The sequence below is a fragment of the Marinobacter sp. DUT-1 genome, from assembly GCF_050379415.1.
Taxonomy (GTDB): domain Bacteria; phylum Pseudomonadota; class Gammaproteobacteria; order Pseudomonadales; family Oleiphilaceae; genus Marinobacter.
Genome location: NZ_JBNRLS010000003.1, coordinates 370,907 through 388,377, shown reverse-complemented (window position 1 = coordinate 388,377; position 17,471 = coordinate 370,907). Strand labels below are relative to the sequence as shown.

The following is a 17,471-nucleotide window of genomic DNA, read 5'->3' as shown; positions in this document are numbered from 1 at the left end:
GGAACGAAAACCGGCGCATCAGGGTAAGCTTAACTCACGTAGGGGCAGAAAATCAGGTATTAGTTGCCAGAAGGGTCATTCAGCAGATCGCCGGTTCCGTCCACCAGATCTCCCGTTTCGTCAAGGAGATTGTCCCCGGTATCCAGCAGGTCGCCAATTGGCGGTGGAAGATCCGGATCCGTCAGATCCGAATCCGGCAGATCCAGTACGGGCAGGGATGAGTCCTCTTCTCCCGGCAATTCCAGATCCAGAGCATCCCGGGTCTCCCTGGATTCTGACGCCAGGTTTTCCTCAAGCTCTCTGGCTCCGTTGCGGATCTCGGTGACATCCAGCTCATTGATCGATTCGGGCAGTTCCATTTCCTGAACGAACGACGAGTCCAGTGCCTCCTCGTCCTCGACCATTCTCATGGTGACTTCAAAGTCTGTCTCGGCCGCTGCCATCACCGGGGCCAGGGCCAGCCCCAGGGCGGCTACGAGCCGTATCAAAAGTAATGCTGACCTCATGACGATGGCTCCATTGTCGTGCCAATGTCGGTACGGAAGGTTTTACGTTTGCGACCATCATCAAGATGGGCAACCAGGGTGCCCTCGCCCGGGAAAAGGATGTTCATCGGCAGGGCCAACAGGTTATCGCCGGGTTTCAGGTTCACCTTCCAACTCACGCGATGGCGCCCCGGGAACGGTGCAAGTTCCATGTTGGGGGGCAGCTCCAGGGTCAGAGTGACATTGTCCACAGCTTCTTTGGAGCTGAACGCCAGCCTGACGGTTTTCTGGTCCGCTATTGCGCCAATCTCCTGCATGACGTCCGCTCCGGTCTGGGCTACCGGCGCGGCTTGCTGTTTCGGGCCGTACAGCTCGCCACCAATGAAAATGCCGACAACCAGGGCCGCGGCCACGGCGCCGCCCCAAACGGGGAGGCCCCAGGGGCGTCTTGTTGCCGCCGGCTCGCCCATTTTCGCCGCTGCCAGCATCCGGGTTTCGAAATCCGGGCCGGGCTCGGGTGCTCGCGCCCGGGCAACCTCTTCCATCATCAGGGTGGCCGAGGACAGGGCTCTGGCGCAGGCTCCGCAGCGTTCGGCATGGCGGCGCATCTCCAGTTCCACCGGCTCGGAAAGTTCCCCGGCGGCCATGGCATCCACATCTTGCAGAAAATGTTTGCAGTTCATCGCATCTACCTCACTTGAGTCCACGGAGTTGCTGCTCAAAAGGTTCCAACTCTTCCTGCAATTTTGTTCGAAGCAGGGCGCGGGTCCGGTGAAGGCGGGATTTGATGGTGCCAATGGGCACGTCGAGTACCTCTGCGATGTCTTCCTGACGCCAGCCATCGGCGTCATGTAGCAATAAAAGGGTTCGCTGATCCGGGTGAAGCTCACTGAGCAGCCGTTTCAGGGCCTGGCTCCGGATGTCGCCTTCCAGGTTCGCCAGCGGATCTGGCTCGTTACCGACTCTACTCTCCAGAAACGGCGTTTGTTCGTCATGCAGATCCAGGGCGCTGGTGTTGATTTCGCGTCCTCCAGGCCTTTTTCGGATTGTATCGATGAACTGGCGGTAAAGCACCCGGTGCAGCCAGGGGCGGAGGTGATCGACAGACTCCAGCTCCTCCAGGCGCGGATAGAGCTTGACGACGACGTCCTGGACCAGGTCTTCGGCGTCATGCTCTCGGCCGGTCAATCGGTAGGCGAAGGTAAACATCGTCTTCAGGTGAGGTTGAACCAGACGATCGAAGCGCTTCGATTTTGATTGCCGAAATGGAAGTAAGGCCAAACGGGTACCCCTGAATACACCCTGCACGTCACTCGCGTTGCATGAGTTTTGTGGTTTTTATCGCACTATCAATGGTACCAGCGCACCTGTTCGGTAGGTATGTCTGTTTGTAAAAAAATGAATATAAATTTTTGCATTCAAAATCAATGAGTTGTAATTTTTTTTGGCTGAATTGACAAAAAATCGAATCTGGTTTTGGAACCTTTGCAATTAGACCTCCGTCGAGGGCAACTAAAGGCGAAGGACCGTCGAACTACAAAAAAACCAGAGGTAACGAAGTATGTTGATTCGCACCGTATGCCTTGCTGCGTTGTCAGCTACGACACTGGGATTGACCGGTTGTCTTGAAGGCAGCAGCCAGACCAGCAAAAACGCCAGTCCAGACTACAGCATCACCAGCAATCTGATAGAGCGCGGTGTTCATCCGCTGTTCGATCCGCTGGCAACCGAATTTCCCATTCCCAGCGATGCCTTGTTCTATCTGAGCGAGGTGGACGATGGCACTATGCTCAATGGTACCGATCCAGCCAATCCCGTCACGACCGGCATCGGTTTCCTGGACGGCAGCTCGGTTCTGGCGCCTGTCGATATCAAGATCAGCGCCAGCCTAGATAGCCAGCAGATCCTGGATGCCCGGGACTTCGTCGAAATAGACGGTGAAGTGGTTCCGAACCCGGATCAGAACGTGTTCTTCTTACCGGTGGAGTACGCCAGTGGCGATACCATCGAGGCGCTGGATGTAGAGGCTGCCGGACTGACACCGGCCATCCGTTACCGGCAGGCTCTCAGGCTACGGGAGCAGGGTAACGCCGCCGAAGCCGACGCCATCTTCAGCGATTTGCTCCGGGAAAAGTTCCGGGTGGAACTGCTGGACATCGATGGGGGGCAGAACAACCTGGTGCGGGTTCTGCCACTGGAGCCGCTCGCAGAAAAGACCCAGTACGTATTGGTGCTCACCAATGATATCGTTGATGCTGATGGCGAACCCCTGGTTGGTTCACCCACCTTCCAGAGTGTTGCCGATCCGGAGCGCACCCTGTCCAATGCGGCCTTCCAGCCGTTCCGCGACGCCATGCTGCCGGCCCGACAGCTGGCCGCGGACTATTTCGACTTCAAGCGTGAGGTGACTGCATCGTCGGGCTTTGCCCAGACCTTTGAGGACGTCACCTACTCAACCACCATCACTACGACCGCAGTGGATGACGTTCTGCTCGCCAATGCGGCACCGATCACCTATTACCGGTCCGTTCTGTCAGTTGCCGAGCGCCAGCAAGCCCTGAACAAACTGGTGGATGGTTTCTTTAACCTGAGTGATCAGGCGTTGGGCGAGGGTGCAACGGCCGAGGAGGAAGCACTCAATAGCCAGATTTATCAGACCCTCATCGATTCCGGTTTCCGTCTCTACGATGAAGAGTTGGCCACGCTCCTGACTGAGGCCCGGGATAACGGCATCACTGTGCTCTATACGGACCTGGTGTCAGATGCCCTGGCCGATCGTCAGCTGGCCTACACCGTGCAGGCAGCGACAGCCCGGGCCACGGATATGAGCGCTGATGTCGAGCCGGACGCTCAGGCCCTTGCCTCGGCGGCCGAAGTCCTGGTTGATACGCCCAAGCCCCGGGAGGTGCGGGTGTTCAGTCAGCGTGATGGTGGTGATGTGAATCCGGCGCTGGCCCAGGAAATCCAGGGAACGCCTCTGAACGTCCATGTCTTCGAGGGTGAAATTGCTCTGCCGTATTTTCAGTCTGTGCCCGAGGAGGGTAACGGCTCTGTGTTGACCTCCGAAAGCTGGTTGCCGGCTGATTTTTCCGGTGATGACAGCCTCGACGGTGCCCCCTCGGACCGGATCACCTATCGCTTCCCGTTCGCTCGCAAGAACGCGGATACAACAGTGCCTATCGTGGTCACTGCGCCAGACACCAACAACGCAACCTTTTTGACGCTGACTGGCGGAATTCCCGCAAATGGTTACCCGGTCATCATCTACCAGCATGCGGTGACCACCGACCGCTCTGCTACGCTGCCCTTGGCAACGGCAGCCGGCCTGCTGTGCGCAGATCCGAATACCAGTTACGACTGCTTCGTGACCATCGGTATTGATCAGCCATTGCACGGGATCTTTGGTGAAGGCTTCGTTGGCCTCAACCCGATCAGCGAGCAAGCCGGTGCGTCGCCCGATGCCACCGAGCGTCACTTCGGATTCGCGGCCGATGCAGATCTGAATCCGGTGCCTGCCGGCCAGCTGGAGGCACCGGAATCCGGCAGTCTGTTCCTGAATTTCGCCAACTATGCGAATACCCGGGACAACATGCGCCAGGGCGCCCTCGATCTGCTCAACGTGAATGCCTCTTTGCAGGCCATCGAAGATGCCATCGCCGACTGCGCCGACTGTCCCCAGGGCCTCAACCTCGACCCGAACCGGGTCTATTTCCTGAGTCATTCGCTCAGTGGTATGGGCGGGGCAGCATTCCCCCATGTAAACAATGCCGCCATCGAGGCGGGCAACGGTAATCTCAATCCGATCCTGGCCGCCAACCTGTTCAATACCGGTGGCAGCTTCTCACGGCTGGTCGAGAACTCCCAGTCCGTGGCTCCGCGGGTACTGCCGGGCCTCGACGAGGCGTCAGACGGTCTGTTGACCCAGGGCCGCACGGAACTCAACATCTATTTCAACGTGTTCCAGGGCCTGCTCGATTCCGCGGACCCGGTTGCCTTCGCCCCGCTCTATAAGGAAACGCCGATCCTGCTGACTGAGATTGCCGGCGTTCCCGATGACCCCGACCGCCCGACCGATAACACCGTGCCCAATGCGGCCGACGACGTGCTGTACCCGCTCGGACCGCTGTCCACAACGCTTCCCGAGACCGGCTTCGTGATTGAGGGCGAAAACATGCCGCTGGCGGGAACCGATCCCCTGGCCGCCGCCATGGGTGCGGAGTCCACGCCCCTGCAGACCGATGGCCTGCCTTTGATCACCCGCTACCTGGAAGGCTCTCATGGCAACCCGATTTCCGCGGGACAGAAAAGTGCTGATCCGTTCTCCTCTAGGGCTGTCTTCGACGAGATGACCGCACAGATGCTGGAGTTGTTCACTGACGGAACCGTGTCGGTGACCAACCCTTGCGTGGTCAAAGACGCCGATACTAGCACCACTGACTGTTCCGACAGCAGCGGCAACACCGATGCCGGCGACACCCCCAATGACGGAGGTGATGGCGGCGGCGACGGTGGCGGTGACGGCGGCCTCCTCGGAGGGGGTCTCGGACTGTGACCTGAGTCTACCGACGGGCACCCCCTTCTCGGGAGGGGTGCCCGAATTTCCCAGGGATATCAATAGAAACATGGCGTTAGCCTCGCCAGACGGGGGAGGCTTTGCCTGAAACTTGCGGAGTGATACGCAATGAAAACAACAAAACCGATTTTGAAAAAGCCCCTGAGGCTCGCGCTGGCCATCCAGTTTGCCGGACTTTCCATGACCGCGTCGGCGTTCGACTTCAGCATCTACGAGATCGACGCTTCGTTCAGCACCACCCTGACCGCGGGTATTGCTTACCGCCTGGAGGACCAGGACAAGGACCTGATCTCCCAGGGCAACCTGGGACCGGAGTTTGCGTTCAGCAACACCGGTGCCTCTTCGAACAACTTTGACGACGGCAACCTCAACTTCGAAAAGGGCGAACCGTATTCCCAGATCCTGCGCGGCCGCTCGGAGCTGTTCCTGGATTACGCGCCGGACAGCGATACCCTGACCCGGGTGGGCGCACTCGTTCGGGGCACTTACTACTACGACTACGAGCTGAAGGATAATCCCCGGGCGGTGGACCCGGTTGGCCAGCGTCGCGAGCTCAATGAGGAAGCGCTGGACAATGCCGCCGGTGCCGACCTGCTCGATGCCTACGTGTTTACCGACTGGTATTTCGGCGATACCCCGGTTTCCATCCGTTATGGCCGGCAGGTGGTGAACTGGGGCGAAAGTACCTTCATTCTCGGTGGTATCAATGCGGTGAACCCCATTGATGTCCCCGCGTTCCGGGCGCCGGGCGCTGAGTTGAAGGATGTCCTCCTGCCAGTGGAAATGCTCTATACCTCAGTCGGTATCACCCCGGAGGTGACTCTGGAGGCATTCGTACAGACCGAGTGGGAGCCGTTCCGCATCGACGACTGCGGCACTTTCTTCTCCACAGCGGACGTGGCCGCGGACGGTTGTGGCCCGGTATTGCTGGCTGGTCAGGTGCCGGACTCGCAGGCCTTTGAGGAGGGCTTCATTGCCCCGCGCATTGGCGACAAGGAACCGGGCGATACCGACCAGTACGGCATGGCGGCCCGCTGGTATGTCACCGATCTGGGCGCTGAGCTTGGGCTTTTCTACACCCGCTATAACAGTCGGTTGCCATACATCAGCGGGGTCGTAAACAACCCGGCGGATGCCGATGAAACCCAGATGCGGGATCCGAGCCTGCCGGATGCCCGTTTTCCCAGCTACTTCATCGAGTACCCGCAGGACATCGAGCTTTACGGTATCAGCGTGAACACCACGCTTCCCACCGGTACCTCGTTGGGCGCGGAGTACAGCTACCGTCCCAATATGCCGATCCAGTGGAATACCTTCGAGCTGATTTACGGTGGGATTCAGCAGCGGGGTCCGGATGGCCAGGTCATCAGTAAGCTCGAACAGCGCGAAATCGACAAGGGCTACAACTACGCCGGTAAGGCTGTCGACGGGTATGACCGCTTTGGCGTCTCCCAGGCCCAGGCGACCTTCATCCACTTCATCGACCGGGTGATGGGCGCGGCGCGCTTCATCATCGTGGGTGAGGTCGGCGCGACCTATGTCCATGATCTGCCCGGCAAGTCCGAAGCCCGCTATGGCCGTTCCGGTATCTATGGCGTCGGTCCGGTGCCCCTCGATGGTGAGAGCTTCAGCGGTGATTTCTGTAGCCAGGGCACAGACGACGTACCCCGTCTGAACATCAACCCGACCAACTGTGGCGGCGACGGCTTTACCACCAGCTTCTCCTGGGGCTACCGGACGCTGTTTGTCTGGGATTATCCGAGTGCCTTTGCCGGGGTCAACCTTCGTCCGAAGCTGTTCCTGACCCACGATGTGAAGGGTTACGCGCCGGATCCGGGCGGCAACTTCAAGGAAGGCAACAAGTCCGTTGGCCTGGGCGTCGATGCCACCTATCAGAACTCCTACAAGGCATCCCTGAGTTACACCACCTATTTCGGCGGTGATTACAACGAGATCAATGACCGGGATTTCGTTGCCGCTTCAATTTCTTACTCCTTCTGAACCAACACGTGACTGTAAAGGTGAGCACCATGACTACCACAAGAACCCTGCTCTACGGAGCAATGACCGCAGCACTGATGGCCTCCGCCAACGCGGTTGCCGCGGTATCGGCCGCGGAGGCCGCCAAACTCGGCGACAGTCTCACTCCGATTGGCGCCGAAAAGGGAGGCAATGGCGACGAGATCCCGGCCTGGACTGGCGGGCTGGCCGAGGCGCCAGCCGGCTACAAGGGTGACGGGCGCTATGTCGACCCGTTCTCCGGTGACCAGGAACTGTTCCGGATCGATCAGAGCAACGTGGATCAATACAGCGATAACCTGACACCGGGCCAGGTGGCCATGATCCGGAAGTATGACGACTACTTTATGCCGGTGTACGAGACCCGGCGCAGCGCGACCTACCCGGAATTCATCCAGGAAAAGAGCAAGGAAAACGCGACCACTGTTGAGCTGGTCGAGAGCGGCAACGGCCTGCAGAACTACCAGACCGCCATTCCGTTCCCGATTCCGCAGAATGGCCTTGAGGCCATCTTCAACCATATCACCCGTTATAGGGGCGGCTCCTTCACTCGCAACGTGGCCCAGGTGACGCCACAGCCCAATGGCGATTTCAGCCCGGTGAAGTTCACCGAGTCGTTCACCGAGCGGGTAGCATTGGAAGACTACGACCCCTCAGAAGACCCGAACGTGATGTTCTACTTCAAGCAGACCATCACGGCGCCGTCCCGTCTGGCCGGTAACGTTCTGCTGGTGCACGAGACCATCAACCAGGTCAAGGAACCCCGTCGGGCCTGGCTGTACAACTCCGGTCAGCGCCGGGTCCGCCGGGCGCCGAACGTGGCCTATGACGGACCGGGTACCGCGGCCGATGGTCAGCGTACCTCGGACAACCTGGACCTCTATAACGGCGCACCGGACAAGTACAACTGGGAACTGGTAGGCAAGAAGGAGCTCTATATTCCCTACAACTCCTACCGCATGGCCAGTGCCGATCTGAGCTACACCGACATCATCAAACCGGGGCATGTGGACCAGAACCTGGCCCGCTACGAGCTGCACCGCGTCTGGCACGTTCGCGCCACCCTCAAGGACGGCGAGCGCCACATCTACCAGAAACGCGATTTCTACATCGACGAGGACACCTGGCAGATCGCCGTCGTCGACCATTATGACGGCAAGGGCAACCTCTGGCGGGTGGCCGAGGCCCATGCCATGCAGATCTACGATGCCAACATCCCGGCTTATGCCTTCGAAACCCTGTATGACCTGCTGTCCGGTCGCTATCTGGTGATGGGCCTGACCAATGAAGAGGAAAATCCGTATGAGTACGGCACCGAGCGAAGTTCCCGGGAATACACACCGGCAGCGCTTCGGCGCGCGGGCGTCCGCTGATTCTGACTCGTAAACAGGCAGATATGGCTCCCCGGCTCAATGCGGGGGGAGCCTTATCGAGAGGACCTTCAGATGATTGATGTTCTGACCCAGATAGGATTGCTCGAGATCGACAACCGCCTGGTTTACCGGGAGGGCAAGTGGTTCGTCCGAACCCGTGAAATCCCCGAGCGGGGCCCCTACGACACACGCCTGGAAGCCGTGGAGGGGCTATATCGCCATGTCGCCATCTGCACCGGCAGACTCAGTCATTGCGACCAGAACGAAGCGGCGGCGTTCATGCAGCACTCGGTTCAGAAATGCTGCCAGCCGGCCTGCGACCTGTGCGCGGACCTGCTGGCAGTGCTTCCGGTCGAGACCGCGATTCAGCTGAATGCCTGAATGCCGGTCTGGCCGCGGCCAAGAATCAGGGCGTGAACATCGTGGGTACCCTCGTAGGTGTTCACCGCCTCCAGGTTCATGACGTGGCGAATCACGTGGTACTCGTCAGCAATGCCGTTGCCGCCGTGCATGTCCCGCGATACCCGGGCAATGTCCAGGGCCTTGCCGCAATTGTTGCGCTTGAGCAGTGACACCGCGTCCGGAGTGGCGATGCCGGCATCCATCATGCGACCGAGCTGAAGTACGGATTGCAGGCCGATGGTGATCTCGGTCTGCATATCCACCAGCTTCTTCTGGATCAGCTGGTTGGCGGCCAGGGGTTTGCCGAACTGCTTGCGCTCCAGGGTGTAGTTGCGGGCCGCGTGCCAGCAGAATTCCGCCGCACCCAGGGCGCCCCAGCTGATGCCGAAGCGGGCCTTGTTCAGACAGCTCAGCGGGCCTTTCAGGCCTTCCACTTCCAGATGGTTCTCCTCGGGTACGAACACCTCATCCATGAAAATGGAGCCAGTGTCGGAGGCCCGCAGGGAGAACTTGCCCTGGATCTTCGGGGTGTCCAGTCCCTTGGCACCTTCACGTTCGATGACAAAACCGTTCACCTTGCCGTCCAGCTTGGCCCAGACCACGCAGATGTCGGCAATGGGTGAGTTGGTGATCCAGGTCTTGGCGCCACTCAACAGGTAGCCGCCGTCGACTTTCTTCGCGCGGGTTTCCATGCCGCCGGGATCAGAACCATGGTTGGGTTCGGTCAGGCCGAAGCAGCCCACGTATTCCCCGGAAGCCAGTTTGGGCAGAACCCGTTGTTTCAGCGCTTCCTTGCCGTAGGAAAAGATCGGGTACATGACCAGGGAAGACTGCACACTCAGGGCCGAGCGGTAGGCGGAATCCACGCGCTCTACTTCCCGGGCAATCAGGCCGTAGCAGACGTGGTTCAGGCCAGGGCCCCCATACTCCTCCGGCAGGGTAGCGCCGAGCATGCCCAGTTCGCCCATCTGGTTGAAGATGTTGCGGTCGAATTTCTCATGCCGGTTGGCTTCGATGATGCCGGGCATCAGCTGCTGGTCACAGAAGCTGCGGATGCTGTCGCGGACCTGACGCTCGGTCTCGTCCAGTTGTGTGTCGAAATTCAGCAGGTCATTCCAGGGTGCGGAAGCCATTCGTATTCTCCTGCAGGCAATGAGCGGGAAGCTCGATCATGAGATTTCCCGGCAATGTGTGTTAATATAGTTTCGTTAAGCGAAACTAAGTTTTGTAAATGGATGGCAAAAGATTAATCCGGGTATTATGGAAATGCAAGCAGTGATCAAACGTCGTCACTCAGGGTGGCCATGAACGCGATTCTGCAATGGCTCGTATCGATGGCGGTGCTGACTGAACTGGTCGCTATCTGCCTTGGTAACCGGGAATTGAGCGCGTTTGCCGGGGGTATCTTTGTTGCTGCCTTCCTGATCGGCGCCGGGCGTCTGCAGGGCTATGCCCGCATGCTGCTGGTGCTCTCCCTTGCGGTACTGGGTGGCCTTACCGCCTTTGGCTCTCTGGGAACCGGGCAGTTGGTAAAGGCCGCGTCGGATGCGGCGTTCTATTCGGCGTTCCTTGGGAGCCTGGGGATGATGCAGTGCCTGGTGCGCCGGTTCGAGGTGTTGCGCCGGATCCACGATGTGTTGCTGGGTGGCCGGCCAGGCTGGCTGTATCCGAAATATGCCCTGGTCAGCTGTGGCATAGCTTCGGTTCTGAGTTTCGGGATGATGAACCTGCTGTGCGGCTCTCTCTCGGAGACCCTGCGTGAGCGAGGCATTACCGGCGAATCGCGCCTGCAGTGGTTGCGCAGCGTTCTGATCAGCGCTCTCAGGGGCTTTGCCCTGGTGCCGCTGGTGGCGCCGACCAGCGTGGCGGTGGCCATCCTTACCCGGGAGTTGCCCCAGCTGAGCTGGTCGCTGTTGTTGCCATTTGGAGTGATTGCCGCGCTGTTGCTGGTGTCGGTTGGCTGGGTGCTGGAGCGGCACCGGTTCCGTCAGGTCAGCAGCGAACGGATGGCGCTGGAGAGCTGGCCGGCGGGTACCGGGCGTTTAGTGCTGCTCATTCTGGTGGTCTTTGCGGTGATGGCGGCTCTGGTGGCGAGCACCGGGCTCAAGGTGTCGGTGGCGGCCATGCTGGCGGTGCCTTCCGTGACCCTGCTTTACATGCTCGGGCAGGAGTGGAGGTTGGTACCGGTACTGCGGGAGGGTGCGGAGCAGGTGTGGACCATGAACAACGAAATGGCCATTTTTGCTGCCTCAGCCATTCTCGGGGTAGCCCTGTCAGGCGTGATTCCCGCCGATGCGCTCGCCGGCCTGCTTCAGAGCGGGAGTGGTGTTTTCCTGCTGGCGGTGGTGGGTATGCTGATGATGCCCATGTTTTCCATGATCGGAGTCATTCCGATCACGGTGTTGAGTGTTCAGGCAGGATTGCTGCCGGACTTGGTGGCCGGCGGGATGAATCCGCTGCCGGTTGCCGTGGCCCTGGTGATCGGCTTTTCCCTGGCCATGATGCTCTCGCCCTTCGGTCCTTCGGTGATGCTGCTTTCCCGGTTCGGACAGGTTTCGCGGTGGGTGGTGGCGTTTCGCTGGAACGGGCGGTTCGTGTTGATCGCCGTCCCCCTGCTGCTGGTACTGACGGCCCTGGTGGCCTGGCTGGCACCGACCGTGGCATGATCGGTGCCGGCCGCTCAGGTCAGTAACCGCGGCCGGTATCGACGATCCCGGTAATGGCGCGGCCCTGGGCATGATCCCGGATCTTGCCGGTGATCTGTTCCAGGGTAGCATCCCGCAATGTTCTGGCGGAGATGTGCGGGGTGATGGTGATTTCGCTGCGCTGCCAGAACGGATGCCCTTCAGGAAGCGGCTCCTTACGGAACACATCGAGGGAGGCCCGGACCAGTTTGCCCTCATCCAGGGCTCTTAGCAGGTCTTCCTCGACCAGGTGCTCACCCCGGCCAACATTGATCAGCACTGCGCCCGGCTGCAACTGGCTGAGCAGTTCATAGTCGATGAGTTCCCGGGTTTCATCGGTCAGAGGCAGGGTGTTGACCAGAACCCGGGTGGCTTTCAGGAATTCACCCAGTTGGTCCGGACCGGCATAGGTGCTGACACCGTTGAGGTTATGCTCCCCACGGGCCCAGCCATTCACCCGGTAGTCCAGGTCTGCCAGGGTGCGGGCCACCCGCTTGCCGATATGTCCGAGACCCATGACGCCCACCGGCCACTCGCTGCGTTTGATCGGACGATGAATCTTCCAGATGCCCTGGCGTTGCTGTTCCCGGTAGGTTTCCATCCCGCGGCTCGCTTCCAGCAACTGGTGTAGTACGTACTCGGCCATCTGCACCGACATGCCGGCGTCTTCCAGGCGTACCACCGTCAGGTCTTCGGGCAGGTTGGGTACCTTCAGCAACCCGTCAATTCCGGCTCCGAGGTTGAACACCGCCTTGAGCTGCGTTTCCCGTTCGAACAGTTTCGCCGGTGGCTGCCAGACGATGGCGTAGTCGGCGTCGATAGCCGGACCGTCGGGATCCCAGACGTGAACCTCCGCCTCGGGCAACAATTCCTTGATGGGCACTGTCCAGCGTTCCGGCTTGGGGTCACCTGCTACAAATAGAACCTTCATTTGGCCTCCCGGGTCGTAACTGACTACTCAGACTGCTATTTTGTTTTGCAATGCAGAATGAGTTATCGAATAAATCGGATAAGGGCGGTATCTGGTATCGCCCTGCGAGTTTAGTTTTGAAACATAACTGGAGAGTGTTTCATATTTGGCACGGGTTTTGAAAAGACTTTCTGGTACTTGATTTGCTCAGCGATTAAAATGGCGCATCTTTAGTCATTCATCAGATTGATACCCCGGACACCGGAGCAGGCGACGCGGTTGGAGGACGCCCCATTATGGCAAGAACAAAACAGAGTTCACCGGAACTGAGAGTTGCATCTGGTGACGGTGAGCCGGTCAAGCCGGAAAAGGATCGCAAGTTTGTCGAGGCCCTGTCCCGTGGGCTGGATGTGCTCCGCGCGTTCAGCCAGGGTTCGGTTATCCTTGGCAATCAGGATATTGCCCGCATCACCGGCCTGCCCAAACCGACCGTGTCCCGGATGACCTACACGCTTACGAAACTCGGTTACCTGAGCTACAACACCCAGCTGGAAAAGTATCAACTCAGCTCCGGAGTGCTGGCGCTGGGTTATGCCTACGTGTCCAACCTGAAGGTGCGCCAGCTGGCCAAGCCGTACATGGACGAGTTTGCCCGCCAGACGAACATGTCCGTGGGCCTGACCTGCCGGGACCGCCTGCACATGATCTACGTTGAAAACCGGCTGCCGCCGGAGGCCTCCCTGCTGCGTATGGAGATCGGCCTGAAGCTGCCCATGGCCACCACCTCCGCCGGCCGTGCCTACTACTGCGCCATCAGCGACAAGGCCCGTACAATGATCGACGAGGCCATGGCCGACAAGTACGGCGATGCCTGGCCGGAAAAGAAAGAAGGTCTGGAACAGGCCATGAAGGACTACAATGAGCACGGCTTCTGTCTGTCCCTGGGCGAGTGGGACCGCAACATCAACTCCGCGGGTGTTCCCATCCACCTGCAGGATGGCACCATTATGGCCCTGACCTGTGCCGCGCCTTCCTACCTGGTATCTGCTGAAAAACTCCGTGGCTCCATTGCCCACCAGTTGGCGATGCTGGCGGGTGATATTGAATCACTGGGCGTCTGAGCCGAGTATCCGTCAGTAACTATGCATAACAGCGGGCCAAGGGCCCGCTGTTATGCGCTTGCCTCAAAGAATACAGCCGTCCATCAGGTTGTTGGCCCGAGTTGGATCGGAGAAACGGCACCCATAATCCCCGCTGGATAATTGCTCCGGGTCGAGAACGTTGTCGCCCTCAGGCTTCACGCCAGTATTCACCCAGTTAACCAGATCAGAGAACGCCGTTGCCTCTTCTTCGTCCGTGAAATCGCAATGGAGCGGGTCCCGGATTGCTCTCTGTACCAGCAAATGGTCACTACCGTTTGCAATGGCCCGTTGCCGGTAAATTTGCTCGTGCACAAATGGTACGTACAAGTCGCCGAGCCCGTGCAGTGTGATGACCGGAACAGAGAACTGGGCGTTTACCTCAGGAATATAGCGAAGACCTTCAGAACGAGGCGCATTGGCCTGGGGGTCGCCTTCGACGCGGAGGATCGTATTGTTGAAAGCATTCTCCTCCGCCGAGCGATTGGGGTCCGTATCCAGCTGGTAGAAGGTGTCCATGTTGCCGCTCAGATCCTTGGCGAGGATGCCATTAACAGTACCATCGCGGCCGCCAGTGCCCATCACGACATTGTAGTAGCCTCCGCGGAATCCTGCTTCGAACAGAGGGCGGTCGCCTCCGGACAGGTTTCGAACGATGTTCTCCAGTTTCATGCCTTCTGCTGTGGGTTGCCCCTGTTCACTAAACGAAGGTTTGCTTGTCCAGAGCTTGGCATCAATGGCAGTCTGATCAAAGTCAGCGGGGTAGCTATCAGGGCCGAGGCCGGCGACGTGCTGGGCTGCAAACGTGAAGTCCAGCAGATAATCGAATTCATGTGTCCCGCCAACCACTCCACACATTGGCATGGAGCCATCGTAGTAGACCTTGCTATTTGCGGACGAGAGGGTTTCCTGTTCCACGGCAGCGGCGGCAATGTGTCCGCCCATTGAGTGACCAACAATGAAGATCTGGTGAGGTGCGATGAGGGGGCGACCGTTGGCTTCTGCAATATCGGTGAATTTCAGGGCCAGCTCATTGGTATCCTCAACACCGGCTTCCACATCATAGTAGTTCTTGCTGTAGCTGGACGCGGCCCATGCATAGTTGTTGTCGATGAGCCAGCGTCGGAAGCTAGGGTTGCTGACTGTCAACTCCTCACCAGTGCCTCGGTAACCGTGGGCGTACATCACCAGAACTCCGTTCCAGCTGTCCGGAACCTCAACGCGGTAACCTGCTCCGTTATCCATCACGCCCCACCATGTGTCTGTGGCAGTTCCCTCTTCCGAGGTAAATGGCAGTGAGGTGGTATCGACTGAATAGGTTCTCGCGTCCTGCAGCCGTTCAGGTTCGTTGGTCTGTTCGACAGTTGCAGAGTTGTCGTCGCCGCCACATGCAGCCAAGGCAAGGGAGGATGCCACGAGTGTGGCCTTCATTGAGTGCTTCAGAATTAGCATTATTTCAGTCCTTTGTTGAGCGATACGGCGCTACGTCCGCTCTATTTTTGTGGTTTTAGGTTTTGCTATGCAGAATAAGATGCTGCTAGCGACAGAAATTAATGCAACTGAATGTTAATATGTCAAGAAAACGTTCGATTTGTGAGTTCGGTTCGATCCCGCAAATGTGGTTGAAAATATTGGAATGGACGTAGTACATTGAGTTTAATTTCGCACCTTAAAACTAGGTTTCAAAAAAATAGCATCTGATCGCTGTGGGTCCCGAGTAGGTCTGAGCCGCAGGATCCACCACCTTTCCCGGTACATTTGAGGAGGCTTTATGTCGGACGTCGTAACTTATTCCCGCAAAGATAATGTGGGCGTCATCACCGTCAACTACCCACCGGTCAATGCTCTCGGCCATTCAGTCCGCTCCGGCCTGATTGCGGCGCTTGAGCAGGGCCAACAGGATGCCGACGCCAAGGTACTGCTTCTGGTATGTGAGGGACGTACATTTATTGCCGGCGCCGATATCCGTGAATTCGGCAAGCCGATGCAGGATCCGTCCCTGCCGACGGTGGTCAATACCTATGAGAACAGTGACAAGCCCCTGGTTGCTGCGATTCACGGCACTGCCCTGGGTGGCGGCCTGGAAACCGCGCTGAGCTGTCATTATCGGGTGGCCCTGAGCAGCGCCAAAGTGGGCCTGCCGGAAGTGAAACTCGGGCTGTTGCCGGGAGCGGGTGGAACCCAGCGCCTGCCGCGCCTGACCGGTGCCCAGAAAGCACTGGAAATGATTACCACCGGTGAGTTCGTCGGTGCCAGGGACGCTCTGGAGCTGGGTATTGTCGATGCCGTGGAGGATGGCGACGACATCCGTGCCGTGGGTCTGGCCTTTGCTCAAAAGATCGCGGATGAAGGCAAGCCGGTGCGCCGGGTGCGTGACATCACCGACAAGATCGAGGCCGAGAAGGGCAGTGATGTTTTCGACCAGTTCCGGGAAGGCCTGAAGAAGCGGGCCCGCGGTCTGTTCTCCCCGTTCAAGTGTGTCGATGCCGTGGAAGCCGCGTTCAACCTGCCCTTCGAGGAAGGCATGAAGCGCGAGCGGGAACTGTTCATGGAGTGCATGGAATCGCCCCAGCGCGCGGGTCTGATTCACTCGTTTTTCGGTGAGCGCGAGGTTTCCAAGGTCAAGGGTCTGGCCAAAGATACGCCGGTTCGTGATGTGAAGAGTGTAGGCATCATCGGTGCCGGCACCATGGGTGGCGGTATCGCCATGAACTTCGCCAACGTGGGTATTCCTGTCACCATCGTTGAGGTGAAGCAGGAAGCGCTGGACAAGGGCCTGGCCATCATCCGCCGCAACTACGAGAACTCCGCGAAGAAAGGCAAGCTTACCCAGGAACAGGTGGAGCAGCGCATGGCGCTGATCACCCCGAGCCTGACTTACGACGATTTCCGGGATGTCGATCTGGTGATCGAGGCGGTGTTCGAGAACATGGCCGTCAAGAAGGAGATCTTTGCCAAGCTGGATGAGGTCTGCAAACCCGGTGCGATCCTCGCCTCCAACACCTCCACCCTGGACATCGACGAGATCGCCTCGGCCACCAAGCGTCCGGAAGACGTGGTGGGCATGCACTTCTTCAGCCCTGCCAACGTCATGAAGTTGCTTGAGAACGTGCGTGGCAGCAAGACCTCCGATGAGGTGAAGGCGACAGTGATGGCGGTTGCCAAGAAGATCAAGAAAGTGGGCGTCATGGTCGGCAACTGCTACGGCTTTGTCGGTAACCGGATGCTGCACAAGCGCGGCACCGAGGCCATGTCACTGGTGGACGAAGGCGCCACTCCGCAGCAGGTGGACAAGGTACTGACTGACCTCGGCTTCCCTATGGGCCAGTTCGCCATGTCGGATCTGGCCGGTATCGACGTGGGTTACCGCATCCGTGAAGAGCGCCGCAAGGCCGGTGAGGATATCCCGGCCAGCTGGATGGACAAGCTGGCGGAGCAGGGCCGTCTTGGCCAGAAGACCCAGGCGGGCGTCTATAAATATGAAGAAGGCAGCCGGAAGCCGATTCCTGATCCTGAGGTGGAGCAGCTGATCGAGGAGTTCCGTAAGGAGCAGGGTATTACCCCGCGCGCGATCAGCGACCAGGAAATTCTCGAGCGCTGCATGTACGTGATGATCAACGAAGGCGCCAAGATCCTGGAAGAGGGCATTGCCGACCGTCCTATCGATATCGACATCGTCTGGATCTACGGCTACGGCTTCCCGGCCTACCGCGGCGGCCCCATGTTCTGGGCCGATCAGGAAGGTCTCGACAACATCCTGGCAGCTGTCAAAAAGTACCAGGACACCGTCGGTGGTGAGCAGTGGCAGCCGGCGGCGTTGCTGGAGAAGCTGGTCAGCGAAGGCAAGAAATTCGGCGATCTTTGATTTGAGTGCGGGGCGGGCTCC

13 protein-coding genes are annotated in these 17,471 nt (G+C 58.9%); 7 read left to right on the top strand and 6 right to left on the bottom strand.

Features of this window, described 5'->3' with window-relative positions:
- Positions 1-59 precede the first annotated feature (59 nt).
- The 3 genes from ACQUTG_RS11765 to ACQUTG_RS11755 are packed head-to-tail and all read right to left on the bottom strand — an operon-like array spanning position 60 to position 1,694.
- Positions 60-506 (bottom strand): hypothetical protein, encoded by a 447-nt coding sequence (locus tag ACQUTG_RS11765; protein ID WP_428919579.1) that lies wholly within the window; start codon positions 504-506, stop codon positions 60-62.
- Entirely contained in the window at positions 503-1,168 is a 666-nt protein-coding gene (locus ACQUTG_RS11760) for an anti-sigma factor family protein (RefSeq protein WP_428919578.1), read from the bottom strand. Before ACQUTG_RS11760 ends, ACQUTG_RS11765 begins: the two co-directional genes overlap by 4 nt.
- A gap of 10 nt (positions 1,169-1,178) precedes the next feature.
- Positions 1,179-1,694 (bottom strand): RNA polymerase sigma factor, encoded by a 516-nt coding sequence (locus tag ACQUTG_RS11755; protein WP_428919577.1) that lies wholly within the window; start codon positions 1,692-1,694, stop codon positions 1,179-1,181.
- Positions 1,695-2,046: 352 nt separating this feature from the next.
- Between ACQUTG_RS11755 and ACQUTG_RS11750 the strand changes: the two genes are divergently transcribed.
- From ACQUTG_RS11750 to ACQUTG_RS11735, 4 genes are all read left to right on the top strand, one after another.
- The gene (locus tag ACQUTG_RS11750) at positions 2,047-5,037 is read left to right on the top strand and encodes a hypothetical protein (protein WP_428919576.1); all 2,991 of its coding nucleotides are present in this window, start codon (positions 2,047-2,049) and stop codon (positions 5,035-5,037) included.
- Between the two features lie 129 nt (positions 5,038-5,166).
- Positions 5,167-7,059, top strand: a complete 1,893-nt coding sequence (locus ACQUTG_RS11745; protein WP_428919575.1) for a DUF1302 domain-containing protein — start codon at positions 5,167-5,169, stop codon at positions 7,057-7,059.
- A 29-nt stretch (positions 7,060-7,088) separates the two neighbouring features.
- Entirely contained in the window at positions 7,089-8,450 is a 1,362-nt protein-coding gene (locus tag ACQUTG_RS11740; RefSeq protein ID WP_428919574.1) for a DUF1329 domain-containing protein, read from the top strand.
- Between the two features lie 72 nt (positions 8,451-8,522).
- Positions 8,523-8,831, top strand: coding sequence for a DUF6316 family protein (locus tag ACQUTG_RS11735; protein WP_428919573.1), 309 nt, complete (start codon positions 8,523-8,525; stop codon positions 8,829-8,831).
- Here the strand turns inward: ACQUTG_RS11735 and ACQUTG_RS11730 are convergent.
- The gene (locus tag ACQUTG_RS11730) at positions 8,816-9,985 is read right to left on the bottom strand and encodes an acyl-CoA dehydrogenase (RefSeq protein ID WP_428919572.1); all 1,170 of its coding nucleotides are present in this window, start codon (positions 9,983-9,985) and stop codon (positions 8,816-8,818) included. The genes ACQUTG_RS11735 and ACQUTG_RS11730 overlap by 16 nt on opposite strands.
- Before the next feature lie 171 nt (positions 9,986-10,156).
- Here ACQUTG_RS11730 and ACQUTG_RS11725 point away from each other — a divergent pair, with 171 nt between their 5' ends.
- A complete protein-coding gene (locus tag ACQUTG_RS11725; protein WP_428919571.1) occupies positions 10,157-11,518 on the top strand; it encodes a hypothetical protein in 1,362 nt (453 codons plus the stop codon).
- A 19-nt stretch (positions 11,519-11,537) separates the two neighbouring features.
- Here the strand turns inward: ACQUTG_RS11725 and ACQUTG_RS11720 are convergent, their stop codons facing one another.
- On the bottom strand, positions 11,538-12,467 hold the full coding sequence (locus tag ACQUTG_RS11720) for a 2-hydroxyacid dehydrogenase (protein WP_428919570.1): 930 nt from the start codon (positions 12,465-12,467) through the stop codon (positions 11,538-11,540).
- 275 nt (positions 12,468-12,742) lie between these two features.
- Between ACQUTG_RS11720 and ACQUTG_RS11715 the strand changes: the two genes are divergently transcribed.
- Positions 12,743-13,567, top strand: a complete 825-nt coding sequence (locus ACQUTG_RS11715) for an IclR family transcriptional regulator (RefSeq protein WP_428919569.1) — start codon at positions 12,743-12,745, stop codon at positions 13,565-13,567.
- Between the two features lie 63 nt (positions 13,568-13,630).
- On the opposite strand, the gene ACQUTG_RS11710 is transcribed toward ACQUTG_RS11715, so the two are convergent.
- Positions 13,631-15,037: an alpha/beta hydrolase gene (locus tag ACQUTG_RS11710; protein WP_428919568.1), complete on the bottom strand. Its 1,407-nt coding sequence runs from the start codon at positions 15,035-15,037 to the stop codon at positions 13,631-13,633.
- A 319-nt stretch (positions 15,038-15,356) separates the two neighbouring features.
- Between ACQUTG_RS11710 and ACQUTG_RS11705 the strand changes: the two genes are divergently transcribed.
- Positions 15,357-17,450: a 3-hydroxyacyl-CoA dehydrogenase NAD-binding domain-containing protein gene (locus tag ACQUTG_RS11705; RefSeq protein ID WP_428919567.1), complete on the top strand. Its 2,094-nt coding sequence runs from the start codon at positions 15,357-15,359 to the stop codon at positions 17,448-17,450.
- Positions 17,451-17,471: the final 21 nt, after the last annotated feature.

Bases quoted from the DNA above. Each gene is read 5' to 3' on its own strand.
- ACQUTG_RS11750 (WP_428919576.1), top strand. From the start codon at position 2,047: ATGTTGATTCGCACCGTATGCCTTGCTGCGTTGTCAGCTACGACACTG.
- ACQUTG_RS11720 (WP_428919570.1), bottom strand. From the start codon at position 12,467: ATGAAGGTTCTATTTGTAGCAGGTGACCCCAAGCCGGAACGCTGGACA.
- ACQUTG_RS11765 (WP_428919579.1), bottom strand. From the start codon at position 506: ATGAGGTCAGCATTACTTTTGATACGGCTCGTAGCCGCCCTGGGGCTG.
- ACQUTG_RS11715 (WP_428919569.1), top strand. From the start codon at position 12,743: ATGGCAAGAACAAAACAGAGTTCACCGGAACTGAGAGTTGCATCTGGT.
- ACQUTG_RS11735 (WP_428919573.1), top strand. From the start codon at position 8,523: ATGATTGATGTTCTGACCCAGATAGGATTGCTCGAGATCGACAACCGC.
- ACQUTG_RS11760 (WP_428919578.1), bottom strand. From the start codon at position 1,168: ATGAACTGCAAACATTTTCTGCAAGATGTGGATGCCATGGCCGCCGGG.
- ACQUTG_RS11705 (WP_428919567.1), top strand. From the start codon at position 15,357: ATGTCGGACGTCGTAACTTATTCCCGCAAAGATAATGTGGGCGTCATC.
- ACQUTG_RS11755 (WP_428919577.1), bottom strand. From the start codon at position 1,694: ATGTTTACCTTCGCCTACCGATTGACCGGCCGAGAGCATGACGCCGAA.
- ACQUTG_RS11740 (WP_428919574.1), top strand. From the start codon at position 7,089: ATGACTACCACAAGAACCCTGCTCTACGGAGCAATGACCGCAGCACTG.
- ACQUTG_RS11725 (WP_428919571.1), top strand. From the start codon at position 10,157: ATGAACGCGATTCTGCAATGGCTCGTATCGATGGCGGTGCTGACTGAA.
- ACQUTG_RS11710 (WP_428919568.1), bottom strand. From the start codon at position 15,037: ATGCTAATTCTGAAGCACTCAATGAAGGCCACACTCGTGGCATCCTCC.
- ACQUTG_RS11745 (WP_428919575.1), top strand. From the start codon at position 5,167: ATGAAAACAACAAAACCGATTTTGAAAAAGCCCCTGAGGCTCGCGCTG.
- ACQUTG_RS11730 (WP_428919572.1), bottom strand. From the start codon at position 9,985: ATGGCTTCCGCACCCTGGAATGACCTGCTGAATTTCGACACACAACTG.